This window comes from Pantoea cypripedii, from assembly GCF_002095535.1.
Classification (GTDB): Bacteria; Pseudomonadota; Gammaproteobacteria; order Enterobacterales; family Enterobacteriaceae; genus Pantoea; species Pantoea cypripedii.
The window spans coordinates 438,266-457,370 of the sequence record NZ_MLJI01000001.1 but is presented as its reverse complement, the minus strand read 5'-3'; the positions used below and the strand labels follow the sequence as shown (position 1 = coordinate 457,370).

17 protein-coding genes are annotated in these 19,105 nt (G+C 56.1%); 1 reads left to right on the top strand and 16 read right to left on the bottom strand.

Annotated features, from left to right (window positions below; all coding sequences use genetic code 11):
- Window positions 1-116 precede the first annotated feature (116 nt).
- The 13 genes from HA50_RS02020 to HA50_RS01955 form a co-directional block, all read right to left on the bottom strand.
- Window positions 117-665: a single-stranded DNA-binding protein gene (locus HA50_RS02020; protein ID WP_084872003.1), complete on the bottom strand. Its 549-nt coding sequence runs from the start codon at window positions 663-665 to the stop codon at window positions 117-119.
- Window positions 666-740: 75 nt separating this feature from the next.
- A complete protein-coding gene (locus HA50_RS02015) occupies window positions 741-1,235 on the bottom strand; it encodes an STY4534 family ICE replication protein (RefSeq protein ID WP_084878280.1) in 495 nt (164 codons plus the stop codon).
- 630 nt (window positions 1,236-1,865) lie between these two features.
- Complete coding sequence (locus HA50_RS02010; RefSeq protein WP_084872002.1) at window positions 1,866-3,878, bottom strand: DNA topoisomerase III; 2,013 nt, start codon at window positions 3,876-3,878, stop codon at window positions 1,866-1,868.
- A gap of 17 nt (window positions 3,879-3,895) precedes the next feature.
- The gene (locus HA50_RS02005) at window positions 3,896-4,615 is read right to left on the bottom strand and encodes a PFL_4669 family integrating conjugative element protein (RefSeq protein ID WP_084872000.1); all 720 of its coding nucleotides are present in this window, start codon (window positions 4,613-4,615) and stop codon (window positions 3,896-3,898) included.
- 530 nt (window positions 4,616-5,145) lie between these two features.
- Window positions 5,146-6,375, bottom strand: a complete 1,230-nt coding sequence (locus HA50_RS02000) for an STY4528 family pathogenicity island replication protein (RefSeq protein WP_084871998.1) — start codon at window positions 6,373-6,375, stop codon at window positions 5,146-5,148.
- Window positions 6,376-6,453: 78 nt separating this feature from the next.
- The gene (locus tag HA50_RS01995) at window positions 6,454-6,684 is read right to left on the bottom strand and encodes a ParE family toxin-like protein (RefSeq protein WP_084871996.1); all 231 of its coding nucleotides are present in this window, start codon (window positions 6,682-6,684) and stop codon (window positions 6,454-6,456) included.
- On the bottom strand, window positions 6,684-7,283 hold the full coding sequence (locus HA50_RS01990) for a DUF2857 domain-containing protein (protein ID WP_084871994.1): 600 nt from the start codon (window positions 7,281-7,283) through the stop codon (window positions 6,684-6,686). The genes HA50_RS01995 and HA50_RS01990 overlap by 1 nt, the downstream gene beginning before the upstream one ends.
- A gap of 84 nt (window positions 7,284-7,367) precedes the next feature.
- On the bottom strand, window positions 7,368-8,111 hold the full coding sequence (locus tag HA50_RS01985; protein ID WP_084871992.1) for a DUF2786 domain-containing protein: 744 nt from the start codon (window positions 8,109-8,111) through the stop codon (window positions 7,368-7,370).
- Window positions 8,101-8,358 carry a TraR/DksA C4-type zinc finger protein gene (locus HA50_RS01980; protein ID WP_084871990.1) on the bottom strand — a complete coding sequence of 86 codons (258 nt, stop codon included), beginning with the start codon at window positions 8,356-8,358 and terminating at the stop codon, window positions 8,101-8,103. Before HA50_RS01980 ends, HA50_RS01985 begins: the two co-directional genes overlap by 11 nt.
- Complete coding sequence (locus HA50_RS01975) at window positions 8,351-10,066, bottom strand: ParB family protein (RefSeq protein WP_084871988.1); 1,716 nt, start codon at window positions 10,064-10,066, stop codon at window positions 8,351-8,353. The genes HA50_RS01980 and HA50_RS01975 overlap by 8 nt, the downstream gene beginning before the upstream one ends.
- Window positions 10,063-11,427: an SPI-7-type island replicative DNA helicase gene (gene dnaB-PI / locus HA50_RS01970; protein ID WP_084871985.1), complete on the bottom strand. Its 1,365-nt coding sequence runs from the start codon at window positions 11,425-11,427 to the stop codon at window positions 10,063-10,065. The genes HA50_RS01975 and dnaB-PI overlap by 4 nt, the downstream gene beginning before the upstream one ends.
- 377 nt (window positions 11,428-11,804) lie before the next feature.
- Window positions 11,805-12,911: a hypothetical protein gene (locus HA50_RS01960; protein WP_084871981.1), complete on the bottom strand. Its 1,107-nt coding sequence runs from the start codon at window positions 12,909-12,911 to the stop codon at window positions 11,805-11,807.
- Window positions 12,908-13,792, bottom strand: a complete 885-nt coding sequence (locus tag HA50_RS01955) for a ParA family protein (RefSeq protein ID WP_084871978.1) — start codon at window positions 13,790-13,792, stop codon at window positions 12,908-12,910. The genes HA50_RS01960 and HA50_RS01955 overlap by 4 nt, the downstream gene beginning before the upstream one ends.
- A 507-nt stretch (window positions 13,793-14,299) precedes the next feature.
- Here HA50_RS01955 and HA50_RS01950 point away from each other — a divergent pair.
- Window positions 14,300-14,476 carry a YlcI/YnfO family protein gene (locus HA50_RS01950; protein WP_084871976.1) on the top strand — a complete coding sequence of 59 codons (177 nt, stop codon included), beginning with the start codon at window positions 14,300-14,302 and terminating at the stop codon, window positions 14,474-14,476.
- A 162-nt stretch (window positions 14,477-14,638) separates the two neighbouring features.
- Here HA50_RS01950 and cydC read toward each other — a convergent pair whose 3' ends face one another.
- From cydC to HA50_RS01935, 3 genes are read right to left on the bottom strand one after another with little or no spacing between them, the layout of a single operon-like run.
- Window positions 14,639-16,285: a thiol reductant ABC exporter subunit CydC gene (gene cydC / locus HA50_RS01945; RefSeq protein WP_084871974.1), complete on the bottom strand. Its 1,647-nt coding sequence runs from the start codon at window positions 16,283-16,285 to the stop codon at window positions 14,639-14,641.
- 2 nt (window positions 16,286-16,287) lie between these two features.
- Window positions 16,288-18,042 carry a thiol reductant ABC exporter subunit CydD gene (cydD, locus tag HA50_RS01940; RefSeq protein WP_084871972.1) on the bottom strand — a complete coding sequence of 585 codons (1,755 nt, stop codon included), beginning with the start codon at window positions 18,040-18,042 and terminating at the stop codon, window positions 16,288-16,290.
- A 7-nt stretch (window positions 18,043-18,049) separates the two neighbouring features.
- Window positions 18,050-19,096, bottom strand: a complete 1,047-nt coding sequence (locus HA50_RS01935; protein ID WP_084871970.1) for a cytochrome d ubiquinol oxidase subunit II — start codon at window positions 19,094-19,096, stop codon at window positions 18,050-18,052.
- Between the last annotated feature and the right edge of the window lie 9 nt (window positions 19,097-19,105).

Here is a 19,105-nt window from a genome sequence, read left to right as displayed (position 1 = left end):
AATGAGGTAGCACCTGAGTCTGTCAGAGAAAAGGGTGACAGTCAAAATTGATCAGATCTGCTCAATCAACCCTGCTGTTATCGTTAAAGAAAATGCCGGAATAACCGGCATTAGTATTATGAAATCGCGTATAACGCATGGTTCGGGATACTGAGCCCGAGCGGCGCAAACGGAATATCGTCGTCAAAATCCATCGGTGGCTCATTCGCCGTATTTCGTGGCGCTGACGGTGTCTGCTGAGGTTGCTGAGGCTCGCCCCAGCCACTCTGCTGACCTGACGGCGCATTGTTTCCAGTGGTACTGGTGCCGTTGTTACGACCACCGCCCAGCATCTGCATCGTTCCGTTTACCCCTACAACGATTTCGGTTGTCCAGCGGTCAGTGCCGCTGTTGTCCGTCCATTTTCGGGTGCGCAGCTGACCTTCGATATACACCTGTGAACCCTTGCGCAGGTATTCACCGGCCACCTCAGCCAGCTTGCCAAACAGCACGACACGATGCCATTCAGTATTTTCACGGTTTTCACCGGTCTGTTTATCACGCCAGGTTTCAGATGTGGCCAGATTTAATCCGGTCACTGCATTACCATTTGGCATGTAACGTACTTCAGGGTCCTGCCCTAAGTGACCGACAATAATCACCTTGTTGACGCCGCGTGCGGACATAATGATTTCCTCTTAAGAATGGGGTTGAGAGGAGCACACCCACCGGGATGTGTTCCGGTGGTGTGTCCGTGACGCTTAGAATGAGTTCGCATCGTACTCTTTCGGAGCCGATGAACCGGATTCCGGCGTCTGGGAAGCATTGGGGGCCTGATAAACGACGTCCTGTCCTTTCTTGATGAACTCCACCTTAATCAGGCGGGCCTTCAGGGAAGGGCGGCTTTCACCGGCGTGCTCCCCCGACTGCAGGGTAAACACATCGGCTTTCAGTCCGCTCAGCACGAAGCCAGTCAGCACCTTTTCTTCTTCATCAACGGCCTTCTGGCAGCGGTTGATAAGTTTGGTGGTCTCTGCTCCCGCGATGGTGACATCGAAACGGGTATAAGACGCATTGTCCGTCGGACCGGTCAGGGCATTGATAACAGCGCAGGTGAATTCGCCGTTGGGGCCCTGTACGCGGCGTATCGAACTGAGATAGCCGATACCACTGACGTTAAGGTTGAAAAACTCTTTTTTCTGCTGAGTACCAGAAGCAGAGTCGTTTGAAGCAGGGGTGGCAGTGTTTGCAGTCATGATGGTTTCTCCGGAGTAAAAACTGAACAGGTTGCGGAGAAACATCTGTCCCGTACGGGAAGTGTTTCCCGCAGGGAGGTCAGCAAGGGTTGCCGACTGGCTGAATTGGTGAAATGGACCTTAACCTGGTTATCAGGTCCCTGTTTGCAAAGGTTAACAGGTTTAAACCACCCGAAGGCGCCACTCTCAGGTTAATGTGGCATTGGCTGTGATTACCCGAAGGCGCCTGTCTCAAATCACCCAGGCATTGGCAGTTGTCGGAACGACAACGATAAGCCTCATTATCATTCATTCTGGCGCTGCGGTTGTCAACGCCGCAGCGTGCAAAAAATCATCAGTACACCAAAATAAAAAAGCGGTGCCCTGCGGCACCGCCTTCTGAGGTCTGCACCATCGACCTGAGGTTAATCTGCGTAACGCAGTGGCTCCGCAGGCTGAAAGGGCCCGGCACGGGTTTCACGGAGTTTTTGTGCCTTACCGGCTCCCGTTCAGGTGTGGACGGGACCGGTCAGACTGTATTCCGCCAGCACATGCATTAGATGCTGACGGAACCCGCAGTCACGGGGTGCGGCTTCAGAGCCGGGGTCACAATAGCAAAGCCCCTGACGACCCGCAATCGGAGTCGGCGGATTAATTCTTCTTTGATTCAGGAGACTTAGCCCTGCGCGGACGTTTCTTTTTGGTGCTGCCGATGTTGATGACACCTTTGCATGCCGGATAGCGCAGGCAGCTCCAGAACTCGCCTTTCTCCCCCTTACGCAGGCGCGTTTTCCCGCTGCACAGCGGACAGGGAGGCGTGGGGGGCACGCGGATGCGGACCTGCTGCTGTGCCCCCAGGCTGACCAGGTTGCGCGTCCAGCCAGCCTGCCGATGCAGGAAGTCCTCCAGTGACATGCGCCCGGCGGCAACCTCGTCCAGCGCCTGCTCCCACAGTGCCGTCATGCCCGGCTCGGTCAGCTGGGGCGGCAGGGCATCGATCACATCGGCGCCCAGTTCGGTCGTCATGACCTTGCTGCCTTTCCGCTCAATGAAGCGTCGGTTCAGCAACTGCTCAACAATACCCGCCCTGGTGGCTTCGGTGCCCAGGCCTGCGTTGTCTTTAAGCACTTTACGCAGTGCGATGTCGGTGACGAATGCTGCCGCGTTCATCATGGCACCAATCAGCGTGGCAAAGGTGTAGTGCGCCGGCGGGCGGGTCATCAGCTGCGTCACCTCCGCACCGGTCACGGCGCAGCGGTCATTCCGGGCAAGCGGCGGCAGGGCCACTGCCGCGTCATCCTCCTCCTGCGGCTCATCATCACCGGCCTTTTCAAACAGGGCTTTCCAGCCCTTAATGACCTCCGTCCGCCCCGTGGTGCGGAACAGCTGTCCGCCGATGTCAAACTGCAGGCGGGTGATATCAGACTCGTGCAGGGGCAGGAACTGGGCCAGATAGTTACGGCGGATGAGCAGATAAACGTTACGCTCGGCTTCCGTTAGTGCGGACAGCTGAAACGCGTTGCGGGTGGGGATAATACCGTGGTGTGCCGTGATTTTTTTGTCGTTCCAGATGCGCGAGACAAAGGTTCTGTCGAGGCGGGCCAGCACCGGCGAACATTCCGGGTCGGTGCGGCCGATGGCATCGAGCACGCCGGAAATCTCCTCACGCATGGATTCGGGCAGATAACCGCAGTCGGTGCGGGGGTAGGTCGTCGCCTTGTGCTTTTCATACAGGCTCTGGGCAGTATCCAGCACCTGCTGCGGGGACATATCCCACAACCTGCCACATGCCTGCTGCAGAGACCCGAGAGAAAAAGCCAGCGGCGCGGCAGCTTTTTCCCGCTTTGTGTCGCATTCTGTCACCACTGCGTGACCTGTCTGCCGGCAAAGCTGCGCCACCTGCTGCGCAATGTTCTGGTGAACACAGCGCTTTTCCTCGTCGGTATACACCTTAGCCGGCACCCACTGCGCCGGAAAGGTGAGGCCAGCGGCGGAAATGATCGCTTTAACCTGCCAGTAAGGTTTCGGCACAAAGGAAGCGATTTCCCGGTCCCGCCGGACAACCAGCGCCAGCGTCGGCGTCTGCACCCGGCCGACCGAAACCACGCCATCAAAACCCGCCTCTGCCGCGCGCAGGGTATAAAGGCGCGAGAGATTCATGCCTATCAGCCAGTCGGCCCGGGCGCGCCCCAGTCCGGCGTGATACATTCCTAGCGTGGCCTGACCGGGACGCAGATCCTGAAGCGCCGTCCGGATGCTGAGTTCATCCAGTGCAGACAGCCAGAGTCGCTGCACCAGGCCTTCCCAGCGGCAGTAATCCAGCAACTCGCGCGCAATGACCTCCCCCTCACGGTCAGCATCAGTGGCAATGACAACGTCGTCAACCTGACGCAGCAGCCGCTCGATGACTTTGAACTGATCCTGTGTCTCTTTTTTGACAACAACCTGCCAGGGGGCGGGCAGAATGGGTAATACAGACAATGACCAGGGTTGACCGTACTGCTGACCGTAAGCCTCCGGCGGGGCGGTTTCGAGCAGGTGCCCCACCGCCCAGGTGACGGTAACGCCCGCGCCTGCCAGAAAGCCGTCACCGCGTCGGGTGGCACCGAGAACACCGGCCAGATCGCGCCCCTGAGAGGGTTTTTCACAGATATAAAGACGCATAACCTGCCTCCTGCGACTCAGACTGCCTGATAACGCAGGCGCAGCAGGTTCACGCTCGCTTCATTAACAGGCGGGGAAAATGCTGAGCGTTTTTCTCCGAGCAGGACAGCACGATCGGGCTCACCCACCTCCTGACAGGCTTTCTGCCAGACTTCATTATTCTCCACCGCATCCAGACGTGTTACGCCGGTTTTGCGATAACGCAGCACACATCCGTAAATTTCACGCAGAAGCCGGCTGCCATCACCCAGCAGTTCATAGCGCTGCGTGCGTGAAATGACACCATAATGCGCCGCCTGGAGGACTTTTTTGGCAAACTGATCGAACCCCATCAGCAGAAATACGCATCGATACCCCAGCGGAGTACCGCTGAAAACGGTCAAGTCCAGAGGTTCCGCCGCCTGAGCATCGCTGATAGTCACACCCGCCGGGATAAAGCTCATTTGTTTGTCCAGGCTCGCAATCAGAGAGTTCATTTGCCTGCCGGCATACTCAATTTTTTCCTCCAGAGCCAGCATAGCCATATCTGCCCAGGGATCGTTCTGGATGGAGTCTTTGTTAATGAGCGTAGCGCGGTACAGGAACTGGGGCATGCCCATAATCGGCTGCTTTCCTTTTTTACCATCCTCCCGGCTCTCCCGTTTGCGCCCCTCCCATAAACCTATCGCGTAGTTGGTATGCAGTTCGATATGGAGTTCGGACTGGAGGGCCCCGGCCCGTTTTTGCTTTTCTGCCATCGTTGTCATCGCCTGTATTCAGTTAAGAAGAGCTGGCATAGTCCTGAATCACATGCATGACCAACAATGTGAAACTCATAATTAACTACAGGAAATTATCATTAGTACGTTTTTTAATCTTGTTGCCACTGGCAACAAGGTCACTTTTTAATCGAAATTAAGAGCCACTTTTAACTTGCCAGATCTGCACTGCTCAAAAAACATACTTGTTGCCAGTGGCAACAAGCTCAAATTTTAACCACCGGTTTATCTGCCAACATTCTGTTGTATGCTCTATATCATCGCCCTGACCTCATCCCGGAAAGGCCTTCTGGCAGGCTGCACAGGGATGATCGCCACCGGTACAGCACGCGTACCAGCTGTCCGGGGATTGTTGCTGCCGGAACCGGCAGGTTCAGCTCACCGCTTCGGGCACGTCACAGCATCGTGAACAGCCAGCCTACAGGGTTACTCATTCTGCCAGGAGTTATCCTTTGTACGTTTTTTAATCTTGCTGCCACTGGCAGCAAGATTAAATTTTAACCGCCGGTTTATCGGCCAACATTCTGTCGTATGCTCTCGATCATCGCCCTGACCTCATCCCGGGAAGGCCTTCTGGCAGGCTGAACAGGCAGTGCTGCTGCCGGTACAGCACGCGTACCGGTTGTCTGTGGATTGTTGCTGCCGGAACCGGCAGGTGCTGCTTCCGGCAGGTTCAGCTCACCGCTCCGGGCACGTCGCAGCATCGTGAACAGCCAGCCCACCGGGTTCTTCAGTCTGCCAAGCCGCAGTTGCTCACGCAGCATGTCAGCCAGCGTCTTCGCCACCGCCTCAGGCAGTGAGGCCATCTGTGTGGTCAGCATCTGCCGGTCCTCGCTGTTCAGTCCGTTCACAAAATCGTCAGGCAGAAAATGTTCTTCACCCGGTACGTACGTTTTTTTATTCACACTCTGTGTGAAAGAACGTACGTTACAGTCCGGATTCCGGACTCCGGTGTAACTCCCTGATTTCAGACTGAGTCCTGATTCCGGACTCTGTGTTTTATCCGCTGTCGGGGTACTGAGTCCGTTTTCCGGACTCAGTGATCCCGCGGTATTTTTGGCGCTTTTCTGACTGAGTCCGGATTCCGGACTCCGGTACACAGCCCGGCGCTGACTGACCATCTGCTCAGGCGTGGACGGCGCGCCCAGGCGGCTTTCGATGAGGGACAGGCGGCTGTGACGGTGACGCATTCCGGGGTCCTGAAGTATGTCATTCACCACGGCCAGCGCGGTCATGCGGACCGCTTTATTACGACTAAGGCAGCTCTCTTCAACCAGCTTAAGCCAGCCCGGATCGAAGGTTTCGGCGTCACGGTAACCCAGCGGCTCATCATGCTGTGCGTAGATATTCCCCCGCACACGCCCCCGGTCATCGCGCACCCGCTTACACAGGCTGAGCCAGCCGGTCAGGCGCAGCATCAGCAGAACGCGGCTCACAGTGTCCCGGGAGGCTTTCTCTGAATGCGCGGAGGCAAGCTGAACCTGCAGCTCATCGTAGGTCGGGAAGATGGCGCCCTCATTCTGCTGGGCGTAGAGCCTTATCATCACCCAGGCGGTTTTATCCAGCGGTGACAGGCGTGTATCCAGAAACAGCCTGCGCGGGAACGCATCGTGCACGTTCCCCATGAACAGCAGCCCGCTGCGCTCCTGGCTGACATCGCCCGTATCGACGCGCCGCTCAAGATTCTGCTGCATTCTAGCGAGCGTGTGCGCCACGATGCTGTCGGCGGGAATGGTCATTTTATGCTCTCCTCTTCTGCCTGAGACAGCACAGTGCCGGGATAAACCCGGCACTGTGTGGTCATCAGCGGCAATCCGTTACCGGCGTATTTCACGGTTGTAGGTCTCATGATCCATCAGCCACCACTGCCGGCCGCCATCCTTGCTGAGAATGCGCCAGAACGGCCCCACATCTATCTTGAGGTAGCCGTTCATGGTCAGGCGACTGAACACCTTCTGTCCGCAGCATGCCGCGCGGAACAGCTGCTGCGCACGGCGGCGGACTGCCGGCGATACCTGCTGGCGGGGAGAAAAATCACCCATCTCCATCAGGCCTCCTTACGCACAGGGGGTTCAGCCCGGCGGCCGGCGGCATTCGCCTCGCGACACCACTGGCAGACCCGGCTCCATACGGCTGTCAGGGAAAGACCCAGTTGCTCAGCCGCCAGCATCATCGCTTCCAGCGCCTGGTGGGAGTCAGGTGATGACAAACCGGCCGCTTTCCACTCAGCCCAGAGCGCAGCGTCCTGTGGCTCTGTCAGGGCCTGGGTTCGCCCCTGCCGCGATTCAATGCCCATCAGACGGCGGCGGGCACTCACCTCGGAAGGAGACAGACCGAAGTATCTGTCAATCAGCTCCATCGAACCGCCGAGCTCCAGTGCGCGGTCAATCATCATGAAGCGCTTCTGCTCATTGCGTGCCTGATTCAGCATCAGCCAGAAGTTTTCATGGTTCAGGGTGACATCAAGCACAGAAACGTGTGACTGGCTGAGGTAGTGCAGTTCATCAAGACTCAGATGACTCAGCGCGCGGATTTCCTCGACCGACATACCCAGTGACTCACAGCGGCGGATATTGCCGTTTTTGACGTCCATCAGCAGTGAGGACAGAATGGCCGTGGTGGCCTGAGAAAGATTATGCTGGCTCACAGGCCACCTCCTGATATCGCCCGGTCAGCGATGAGCAGAACATCAAAAAGCCAGCCCGACAGGCAGGCACTCCATAAAAGAACGTCAGTCATGTGCGTGCCCTCCCGCCGTAATCTGCCGGGAAGCCTGTGCGCCACTGAGGCCATGATGGAGGTCGGTATCGCGGCCTGCGAAAAAACCGGCCACCCGGGCCGTTCTGTCACCCCGGCACTTACCTGCAGACCGGACCGCCATATTTTCCAGCGGCTCGCCGGCATGGCGCTGAGCCAGCCAGCGCTGCAGTACGGCGTTCTCTTCCCCGGAGGGTGAAAAGGACTGCAATACCTGACAGACGCCGGATACCCAGCCCTCACGGAACTGGTCTGCCCGGCGACGGCGCGTGCGCAGAAGAATGCGGCGCGTGCGATACCCGGACATATGCGCGTCTGTAGCGGCACGCAACTGCCGCTGGAGAACGGTATAGATGTAGAGCGCCACCTCCGGTCGTTCGCTGAAACCATAAAAGTGCAGTGAACGGCGCACGCTGCTCACTCCATTTGTACTGACATGAACGTGCCAGCCAAACCAGCACCGGCAGCCCGTCGCCATGCAGACCACGGTGGCCAGTGAGCTCAGCCAGGCCGGCACCTTTTCTGCATCACTGGTCAGGCTGAAGCAGACTGATTCAGTGACTTCACTGAGGGAAAGCATGTCTGGCGTCAGCCCGTGACGCTGCATCAGACGCTGAGCCAGCGCCACGGCGCGCGCGGCTTCATGCGGGTTGCTGTTGCGGGTGCCCAGCGCCATCAGGCGCCGGATACGGGCAGTGATTTTTGCGTTATCCGGCATAGCGCATCCCCCTTCCACCGGCAGCCCGGTGTCGGTCCTGACGCTCTTTTACGTCCTGACAGCCGGCACAGAGTTCCACGCCCGGGACGGCCCGCTGTCGTGCAACCGGAATATCCGCACCGCAGCATTCACAGAACGCTTTTGACGGACGCGCAGAATGCACCTGCGCCCTGACGGCATCGATACCGCGCTGGGTAAACAGGGCCGTGCTGGCCTGGGCCATTTCGTCGTTCAGGTCATCAGACATTTTCCCCTCCTTTCGCAGCCTGACGCTGCAGTTCCCGCAGACGGCGGATAACGCGGATAAGGCGCAGGGTTTTCACCACCGTGATATCGTCAAATACGGCTGTATCAGCGGGTGACTGAGAACCGAAGAAATTCAGGCAGAACATAAACATGTTGAACTGCCTGTCGGGTAACGAGCCGGAGAGACCGGCAAGGAAAAGGGAGAACTCGCTGCCGTCATCAGAAACGGTAAAGCCCGCAGACAAAAGTTCTTTATCCTCACGCACGCTGTCCGCACAGCCCATCGCCTCCGCGATTTCGAAAACGAGACGGTAGGCCATATCCTGAAGGTGCTCGATATCATCCTGGAGTGCCGGGATATGCCAGATATCGCTGACGGGCTCAAGGCCGGTTGCCGCGAAGGCGACCGAACTGACGGACGCAGCCGGGGACGCATTATCCTCGCCAAAAGCTGACATCAGTGTGCCCGGGCTGAGTTCAGGGAGGGGAATGCTGTCATTGTCAGCCGTTTCGCTGGAAATAACCGGCCGTCCTCCAAAAAGGTCATTCTGCACTTCACGACGCGGTTCACTGCCGGCGGTCACCAGTGCGTTCACCGGCAGTTCAGCGGCAGCAGGCAGTTCCGGCGCCGGCTCCGGGCGTCCGGGGGATGTCAGCGTGCCGCTGCGCAGCCCCGTGAACGGTGTTTCGGACGCAGTATCCGGAGGCAGGACAGTGACCTGAGGCTCCGGGGGTTCACGACCTGCCGCTCTTTCCGGTGGCGGCGTCAGTACCGGCAGCGGAGGCGGCTCGCCAAACTGCTCACGGCGTTTCTGCTCGCGTGGGTCCAGTTCAATCAGCCAGCGGTCATAGTTCAGGCTGGGATGCGGTAGCACCTTAACCAGTTGGCCGATGAACTCATCACGGAATGTCTCATACGCATAGCTGTCTGGATCGTCAAACCCCCGGCAACTATCCTCAAAGACCTGATCGAACGTACACTGCGGGGAGGACTCATGGGCGAACTGCGACCAGACCTTTCCCGCCTGAGAACGGATGCGCAGCAATGCCAGCACCTGCAGACGTGCCAGACCACTGTTGAGCAAGGTCGGGATGCAGGGCCAGAGATATTTTAATGTATCCTCCATCCTGCTGATGGTTGAATAGTCAATGGGATAGCCTTCATTATTTAATAATTCTGACAGTTCTCTCAGTGTCACAGCTCGCCCCATCAGCTCTTCCTGAATGGCTCTGGCACTGTGTACACCAAACGCTTTATCTATATAGGTAAGCTCTCCACGCACCTCATTTTCTGCCAGGTGCCCGACAAGACATTTCAGCCGGCCGGGCCACGGTTTAAAAATGGTGTGAACACGATAGAAACGCTCATCACCGGTTTCCTGCCACAGCTCACACAGGATCTGATACCGGGTATTGCCTCCGTCACTGAAGATATAAACGTCTTCACCGTCCGGATCGCGTGTCACCTTGGGAATGGAATCCAGTCCGCGTGCGCGAACGGAGGCTTTGATCTCCTCATAACGCGGATTACGACCTTTACGCGGGTTATCGGGGTTCGGTCGCAGTTGATCGAGCGTGAGTACCATCGCCATTTCGCTGACCGGCAGGGGAGCGGCGGCGGGAACCGTATCCCCCTGAGCCGGGGTTTTGCCCCGCTGCAGCATGGCTGCACCGAGATTAATGTGGCGGACGTTGTTCGCATTACTCATACGCTCCTCCCTGAACGATTCCCGATGTCAGAAAAACGGGTGTGGCGGCCTTCATACTGCAGGCGGATCGTTCCCGTGGGTCCCTGGCGCTGTTTACTGATAATAATTTCAGCAACACCCTTATCTTCGGTGTTCTCGTGATAGACCTCGTCACGATAGATAAAGACGATGACGTCAGCGTCCTGCTCCAGCGCACCGGAATCGCGCAGATCACCATTATTAGGGCGCTTATCAGCACGGCTTTCCAGCTGGCGGTTCAGCTGAGACAGCGCCACCACCGGACACCCCATCTCTTTGGCCAGCGCTTTGAGTGAGCGTGAAATCTCGGAGATTTCCTGCGTACGGTTTTCCTGCTCCGGGCAGCGCATCAGTTGCAGATAATCAAGTCCGATGATCGAAGGGTGGCCATAGCGACGGGCATTGCGCCGGGCACGGATACGCAGCATCGTCGGTGTCAGCGAGCCGGTATCATCGATAATTAGGCGATCTTTGATATCTCCGGTCATCAGTGCACAGGCATTTGAAACCCGCGCCCAGTCCTCATCATCCATCAGACCACTTTTGAGATGGGTAAGGTCTACATTCCCCAGTGAAGCAACCATGCGCATCACGATCTGCTCGGTGGGCTGTTCAAGGCTGTAAAACTGACCATGAGAATCTATTTTTTTCAGCAATGAGTTGAGCAGAAGGCTGATTAGAAAGGCAGTTTTCCCCATTGATGGACGCGCCGCGATAAGCACCAGGTCGCCCGCCTGCAGACCGCTGGTCATGCGGTCAAACTCATCAAACCCGGTAGGCGTGCCGGTGATACCATCCGGTACATTGCACCGCCGCTCCAGCTCCGGAAGCAGTTTTTCCAGACCATCAATCAGCGTGACACCCTGCCCCGGTTCCCCACGCTCTGCCAGTCGGGTGATTTTCTGCTCGGCAGTTTCCATCAACCTTTCGATATCAGTGCCGGGGGTTCTGACGGATTCAGTAATTTCAGCGCCAATGGCGGCAAGCTGCCGTCCCCGGCTGTGTTTCGCCACAATGTCGCAGTACGCAACGATATTGGCCGCACTCGGGGTATTTTTGGCCAGTTCGGCCAGGTAGGCGAAACCACCCAGTTGTTCAAGCGCGTCTTTCCCGCGGCTCTCGATACTTTCCGCGAGCGTAATCAGGTCAAGCGGCTTACCGGCGGCGACCAGACGCGTCATTTCCTGGAATATAGCCCTGTGTACTTTATGGAAAAAATCATCAGCATTCATACGGAGAGCGACCTCATCCCAGCGATCGTTATCCAGCATGAGACCACCGATGACGGACTGCTCTGCATCGGGTGAATAAATACCCGGGATATTTCTGCGATTATCAGACATACGCACCTCCCTGTCGGAAGGCTACTGATATAAATTTCGCTACTTTGCCACTCTCTGATAAAGCCTTCCTTTTCAGAGAATTGACACTGACGTAAACATACGTAAAGGGTGCCAGACGAACAGCTGCCGGAAGTAAACTCCCTGAGACTGCCTGCACGATTACAGACCACTGAGTTTGCCCGCTCTGGTCTGAAGATGCAGGCAGCATGTCTATTCCCACTAACAAGTTTGAGGAAACAAAATGGAAACAAACAAACAGCTGTCGTCCGGCATTGATTCTGTTAAGACTTACACGCTGAAATTTCACTTCTTTCGCAACAGTCAGGTCATCTGGAAGGACGGTGTTGAAACCCCGCTGACGCCACACCTTATGGAATCTAATCATCCTTTCCCTCCTGTTCATTCCGGTGACTGGATTGAACTTGATTTGGTTGGTCCGCAGGCTTCGTATCCTGCCGTTCTGAGGGTCCGTGATGTGGTGCATCACCTTCGCAGGAAAAACGGAGCGCCAGAAGAAAATCACCGCAATGCGCATCATCAGGAATACGGTCCTTATACGGAGTGCTGGCACACAGATGTGTTTGTGGAAGCGGCGGAGCTCCCGCCTGAGCTTGATCGTGCCTTTCAGCCGGGATGGACAACGGAGGTAAGAACATTTCACGCCAGAGCTCAGTAAACAGGCTGGCAGCCCGGACAAGATGCTCACGGAACCATTCTCCATCAGCGGCACCAGACTCCGCTAAAGAAGAACAACCAGGGTCCGCAAGTAACCGGGTGATCCACTGCTGAAGATACTGTGTACCCGCTTCAGAGCCGGAAAGTTCACAGGTGTTTTCGATTGCCCAGGACAATAACAGCCCCGGACGTTTAAACTGATGAAGAGAAGACAGCGCCTCATAGTGACGGGCTACACTGCGGCTCTGGCTGCCTTTTATAAAGGCCTGGCGGACCATCTCTTTTTCGCCAAAACGGTATAACCTCAACGCCCTGTAAAGTTCGCGTCCCACCCAGACTTTGGCGAGATAGCGTTGATGGCGCAGACTGTCAATCCGACTTACACCATGACCGTCTTCTTCGTCATCATCTTCTTCATACTGACTCAGCAGCAGTGCAGAGGCATCGTAGTAACCGTGAATACTTTCATGAGTATTAAGGTCACCCGTTTCAGACACATACAGATGTACCAGTGCCTGACGCCATGCTGACTGATCAGCATCTACTGCCGCCTGATGCAGAGGACACCAGTACGTGCGATACCACTGCTCCAGTTCCACGGGATGCTCAGTCCAGTAACCGGTTGAACCGTCCAGAAGACGTTGTTGTTGCAACAGCCCACCGGTTGCAGCACGGAACTGAACACGCAGAGGATGTGACCGGAAAACGATGTTTCCTGCGCAGGCCGCATTGACCACCTCACTGATTTCCTCCAGGGATGAGCGGGTGAGTGAACCGGGAAATGCGTATTTCAGCTCGCGAACGTTCATTTTTCATCTCCTGCAGACGCCAGCATATCAAAGCGGTCCCGCCACTCAGGAAACAGTTCGCAGGCGAGCTTATGCATGGAATCAAATGCTGAATCGCTCTTACGGGTGGTCTTTTTCTCCAGGCGGTGGACGGGAAGCCCGGAAGCGTGCCCCTGCTTATACACATCCAGATCGTAAATGCGGGTCTGAAGCATCCCGATACGGATCTTGTCTGAATGCTGACTGTAATCTCCGCTCAGAATGATGCTCTCAGCCTGCTCAACGGTAGTTTTCGCCAGAAGCGTGTAATCCATGCAGTTCACCAGCATACGAATGCACGGCAGGCTGATCCCAAATGCTCCGTAAGGAAGCAGCTCCTCCATCAGTGCAACAGTACCGCGCATAAATTCGCGGACATCAGGCAGCACGGGTTTAACCATCCCGATCATCTCACCGGTTGCGGCAAGAATAATGAGCTCAGACATCACGGAACGTGACCCCTGAGAATCGATCAGGATGACGTCGTACTGGCTGAAGAGTGGATTTGAAAGTGCATTACGGAGACGAACGCGCCCGTCAGCAACATTGAGCATGTAAGTGGGCAGAAGGTTGCGCGGATCGTTGGAGACAATAACGTCCAGGTTATCGATCGCGGTACGGGAAATAATGTTATCAGCCCGGGAAAGGTCAACGGTCTGCATGAGGAGCTCATACAGTCCACAAGGGGCTTCATAAGATAAGGGGTAGATACTGCTGGCGGTAGGCTGAGCATGATCGCCATCGATGATGAGGACTTTTATACCCGCATCGGCGAGAAAACCGCCCAGGTTAGCGGCCTGGGTTGATTTCCCCTCACCACCTTTGGTAGAAACTACGGGGACAACTTTCGTTTTTGAATGCATTTCGTAACCTGAATAACGTTATTCAGATGAGAACGATTGCTCACTTCACTGCTTTCCAAAAACACGGGGATTGAAAATCCCCGTGTCCCTGGTTCGATTCCGGGTTCGGGCACCAAAATTCAGAAAACCCAGCCTTATGGCTGGGTTTTTGCTTTTTAGCCCCCATCTGCCAGCGACTCTCGCCGGTTTACATTAGCTAACGCTTTGTAAATAAAAATTCGGTACTTTCAGTACCAATATCTCAGAAATTTTTATAGCATAATTATTACATCCGTGATGTTCGCTACTCAAAACCCGCACCGGGAATAATCCTGAATCCGCGAATTGAAATAACGATGAATTCGATGACCTTCTGGTAAGATAGTATTTCATATCAGAGAGACCTGACCGGTTCGGGAAAATATCAAAAACACCTGCTGATACTCTTTCTACAGAAACCGTCTGATAAAAATATTATTTTGCCTTTCATCCATTTTATAAATTTTGATAATTTCACAGGGGAAATATATGGACAAGATGACAAATTCGAAGACCCGTCGCAAACACATTCGCTTCTCGCATGCGTTGCTTGATCAGATTGAAGAAAGCATGGGGAGTGAGAACAGCCAGAACTTCTCAGCCTGGGTGGTGGATGCCTGCCGTCTTAAAGTGCGGGAAGTACAGAAGAGTCTGAAAAAGGATTAATCGCAGCCTTTCTTGTAATATTTATCCAGCTTGGCAGCAGAAAAAGGAATAGTTCAGGATGAAGTATTGGTTGGATATAACAGATTTTTGGCGAAGGGTAATATCAAATACGAATTAAAGGCCTGTCCGGATAATAGCCCAATCCGTCACAGGCCTTTTATTTTACGCGCCTTCAAGCACCAGTCGGCTATCGGCAAGCATTAATGGCTGAATTTGATGCGTCACCAACAACGTGGTTTTTCCTTTTACCAGTTCCTTCAGTGCATTCAGCACCATTTCCGTATTCGTGGCATCCAAACCTTCCGTCGGTTCATCCAGCAAAATAATCGGTGCATGCGACAGGAATGCGCGGGCAATGGAAATTCTCCGTGCCTGTCCGCCAGAAAGACGCGCACCCAGTTCCCCGACCAGCGTATCCAGCCCATGCGGGAAAGCCCGCACTTCTTCTGCCAGTGAAGCCTGGCTGAGCGCCTGCCATAACGCGTCATCATCCGCGTCAGGGGCAACCAGCCGCAGGTTGTCGCGAATCGATGCATTAAACAGATAGGTTTTTTGCCCGACCACTGAAATAGCCTGGCGTAATACTTCGTCAGACAGATCGGTTACTTCACAGCCACCTATCGCAACGCTGCCCTTATCGCAACGCCAGAAACCCTGAATCAGGTTGAGAATGGTGGTTTTACCCGCCCCGCTCGGACCAAGAATGGCAAGGCAATGCCCTTGGGGTACGTGGAAACTGAGCGAGTCGAACACCGTCGGATGCTCTGGCCCATAACGCATGGTCACCGCTGAAAACGTCAGGTCAAAGGTTTCAGGCATCGGGCTGGCTGCGGGCAACTCAACGGCAGGTGTCAGCTCTGCCAGAGAAAAAATACGGCGTGCTGCTTCGCGGGTGACGCCCAGCGCGGCAAAGGCGGTCGGCAATGCGGCCACGGCTTCCGCGCTGGCGAGCACCGCAAACAACAACATCACGATGTCGTTACCGGCCAGACCGCCTGCATGCCCCGCGCTAACCAGCAGGATAAAGGCGCAAAACATGCCGATCTGACCCGCAAGGGCTGACAGTACGCTGCCCAATGCGCCGACCCAGGCCTGCTGACGCTGTGCAGCAATCAGCTTTTGCGAAAGCTGCGACAAATGCCGGGCCTGGCGGCTGACGGCACCTGCAACCTGCAACTCACCCAGACCGCGGATAAGATCGGTCGAGGCGACCTGGATCGATGCACGTGAGCCCGCAACCGCGTTGCCGCTGGTCCGGGTACGTGCCACCACCACGAGGGGGACAATCACCCCGGCCAGCACCAGCATGGCGGCATCAATCGCCGCGACGCCCGGAGAAAACCAGAACAACACGCACAGAATCACAACGGATGAGATCAGCCCGGCAACGGCAGGCGCAAAGATTCTGAGATAAAAGTTGTCGAGGCTATCAATATCTGCCCGCAGGCGAGCCAGCACATCGCCATCACGGAATGCCTGCAATCGCGCCGGAGCCAGAGGCTCAAGATGCTGATAGAACCAGACACGCAACACCGACAGCAGCCGTAATGTCGCATCATGGGTGACCAGGCGTTCAAGATAGCGTGCGATGGTACGCAGCACCGCCAAGCCACGAATGGCAGCAGCAGGCGCGAAGAACTCCAGCGTCAGTGCGCCCATGCCTGCCAGCGCCATCGAGGTGATAAACCAGCCAGACAGCGCCAGCAGCGTGACGTTAGACAGGATGACGACCACAGACAAACCGATGCCGAGCGCCATGCGCAACCGCCAGGGGCGCGCCAGCTGCAATAAATGTCGTAAGTCATTCATGTTTATGCTCCCTTCTGTAGCCGTTCGAGTTCGGCGAACACGCCGCCACTCTGCAACAGCTCCTCAGGTTTGCCCGATTCGATCACCCTGCCGTTTGCCAGCACCAATACCCGGTCGGCCATCGCCGCCATTTCGGTGTCATGGGTAATCACCAAACGTGCCGAATCCGGCAGTGCCTCGGCCAGCGCAGTCATCATCTGCCGTGCGGTTTTGCCGTCCAGTGCCGCCGTTGGTTCATCCAGAATCAGCAGCGGTGGCGCAGTCAGCACCGCGCGGGCCATCGCCACGCGCTGGATTTGTCCGCCAGATAATCCCTGGCCGCCATCACCCACCTGGGAAGCATACCCGTTCGGTAACGCCTCAATGAAGCTGGCAGCCTGAGCCAGTTTTGCTGCGGCAAGCAGTTCTTCTTTTCCGGCATCAGGACGCGCCAGACAAATGTTGTCCGCTATCGATCCGGCAAACAAAGTCGGGCGTTGCGGCAACCAGCCAATGTGCTGTTGCCACTCAGGCAGATCCAGCGCTGACAAGTCATGCCCATCAACCAGAATCCGTCCTGAAGCTGGGGTGATAAACCTCAGCAGCAGCCTGGCGAGAGTGGTCTTGCCTGCGCCGCTGGTGCCGACAATAGCCAGCGTTTCGCCCCGGCGTAGCGTAAAGGAGATATCTTCGATACCCCCGCCTTCCGGGTGACGATATCCCACACCTTCGAGCTGAATTTCCTGCGGCACAGCGCAAGGCAGTGGCTTGCTGTCTGATTGTGCTGGCGGCTCGGTGTTCAGAATCGCCAGCAAGCCTTCGGTTGCGCCAATCGCATCCATACGCGCGTGATAATGCGCACCCAAATCGCGCAGCGGGCGAAAGAATTCAGGCGCCAGCAGCAGGGCGAACAGGCCCGGCAGGAAAGCCATCTCGCCGTAATACAGGCGGAAGCCGACATACACCGCCACCATGGCGGTACTGATGGTGGCAAAGAATTCCAGCACCAGCGAAGAAAGAAAGGCAACACGCAGAACTTTCATCGTCGTATGACGATAGTTTTCGGAGATCGCGGCAATGATCGCCGCCTGTCTGCGGGCCGCATTGGACTGACGCAACGTCGTCAGGCCGGAAATAACATCAAAGAAATGCGCACTCATCAGGCTGAGCTTATGCCACTGCCTGAGGCTCATTTTCTCTGCCCCCTTGCCCACCAGAATCATAAAGAGCGGCACCAGCGGAGCCGTTATCAGCATGATCAGCCCGGAGACCCAATCAAACGGGAACAACGCGGCCAGAATCGCCAGCGGGACGATGCCGATAATGATTTTTTGCGGCAGGAAAGCGGAAAAATAGGTTTCGATCGCTTCAACACCCTCACCCAACGAGCTGGCAATGCTGCCGGTGCGTTGTTGCTGGCTCCATGCAGGGCCAAGTGCTGAGATACGTTCCAGTAAGGTTGTGCGCAACGTCTGACGGATACGTGCAGCGGTCTCAAAAGCAAAGCCCTGGCGCAGCCAATCCAGGCCTGCACGCAGGATCATCACGGCGGGTAACAGCCAAAGCGCCGGGAACAGGTCGGCTAATCCTTTACCGCCGATAACGACCCGGTCAATCAACCATGCCAGCAACCAGCACTGGACAATCATCATGATGGCATTCAGCGTTGCCATGGTGACAGACAGGGAAAAGAGCGCACCTGCCTGGCGACGCTGGCTGGAGAGCCAGCGTTCCGCCAGGCGAGCGGCCGCTCCACTAAGGGGAGGACGAGCCGACATGATTTATTTAGTGTCCGTAGCCAACCAGTTTGGAGATGCGTCCCCGGAACACCCAAATCTGATACCAGTTATACATCAGCATCACGGGTACAAACCCACCCATCGTCAGGGTAAAGGTGATCAGGGAAACCTGCGGGCTGGCACCGGCCCAGATGGTCCAGGTACCCGGAACTAACCATGGGAACATGCTAATCAGCATGCCGAAGCCCAGAATCAGCGCAGCACCGTTGAACCACATAATCGCGGCAACATCTTTGTCCTTCAGCGTGTCACGACGCACCTGCTCAATGCAGTACAGGGCGATCAGACCGAACAGTCCCCAGACCCAGAAATGCGGGCCAAACCATTTCGCACGCGCCCAGTCAAAGATCGCAGCGCTCCACACCCAGGTGATGACAACCGCAGCAATCGCTAACCAAAAGATGGTCGCGGTCCAGCGAGCGGCATCCTGGCGGATAGGCTCAGACTTTTCAAAACGCGCACGCACAAAGAGTACGCCGGAAAAGGTCATGGCCACACAGGAGGCGATACCGGTCCAGATGGAGAAAGCCGAAATAAAGTTAAACGCCCCACCCGCGTAATGCGGCACGCCATGCGCCGGGGTATCCAGTGCAAAGCCCTGCAACACCGCACCCACACACATCCCACCGAAGAAGGTGACCGCCAGGCTGGCGATACCAAATACGTGGTCAGAAAAACGCTGCCAGAACGGGGAAGCCAGGTGACGGAACTCCAGCGCAACCGCACGGGACATAATGCCCCACAGCACCAGAGCCATCGGCACCATCAGATAGCTGAAAGCCGAACCGTACACGAACGGGAAGGTACCGAACATAATGCCACCGGCTACGATCAGCCAGGTTTCGTTGGCATCCCAGGTACCGGCCATCGCGGCCATGATGGCACCGCGTTCGTCATGATCTTTAACGAAGAGCGAGAAGATCCCCGCCCCAAGGTCTGCGCCATCAAGCGCAATGTACAGCAGCACGCTGATGCCAAACGCCAACCACCAGGCGATGGTCAGGAACTGCTGAGTATGAGTAAGCATATCCATGGGTGTCTT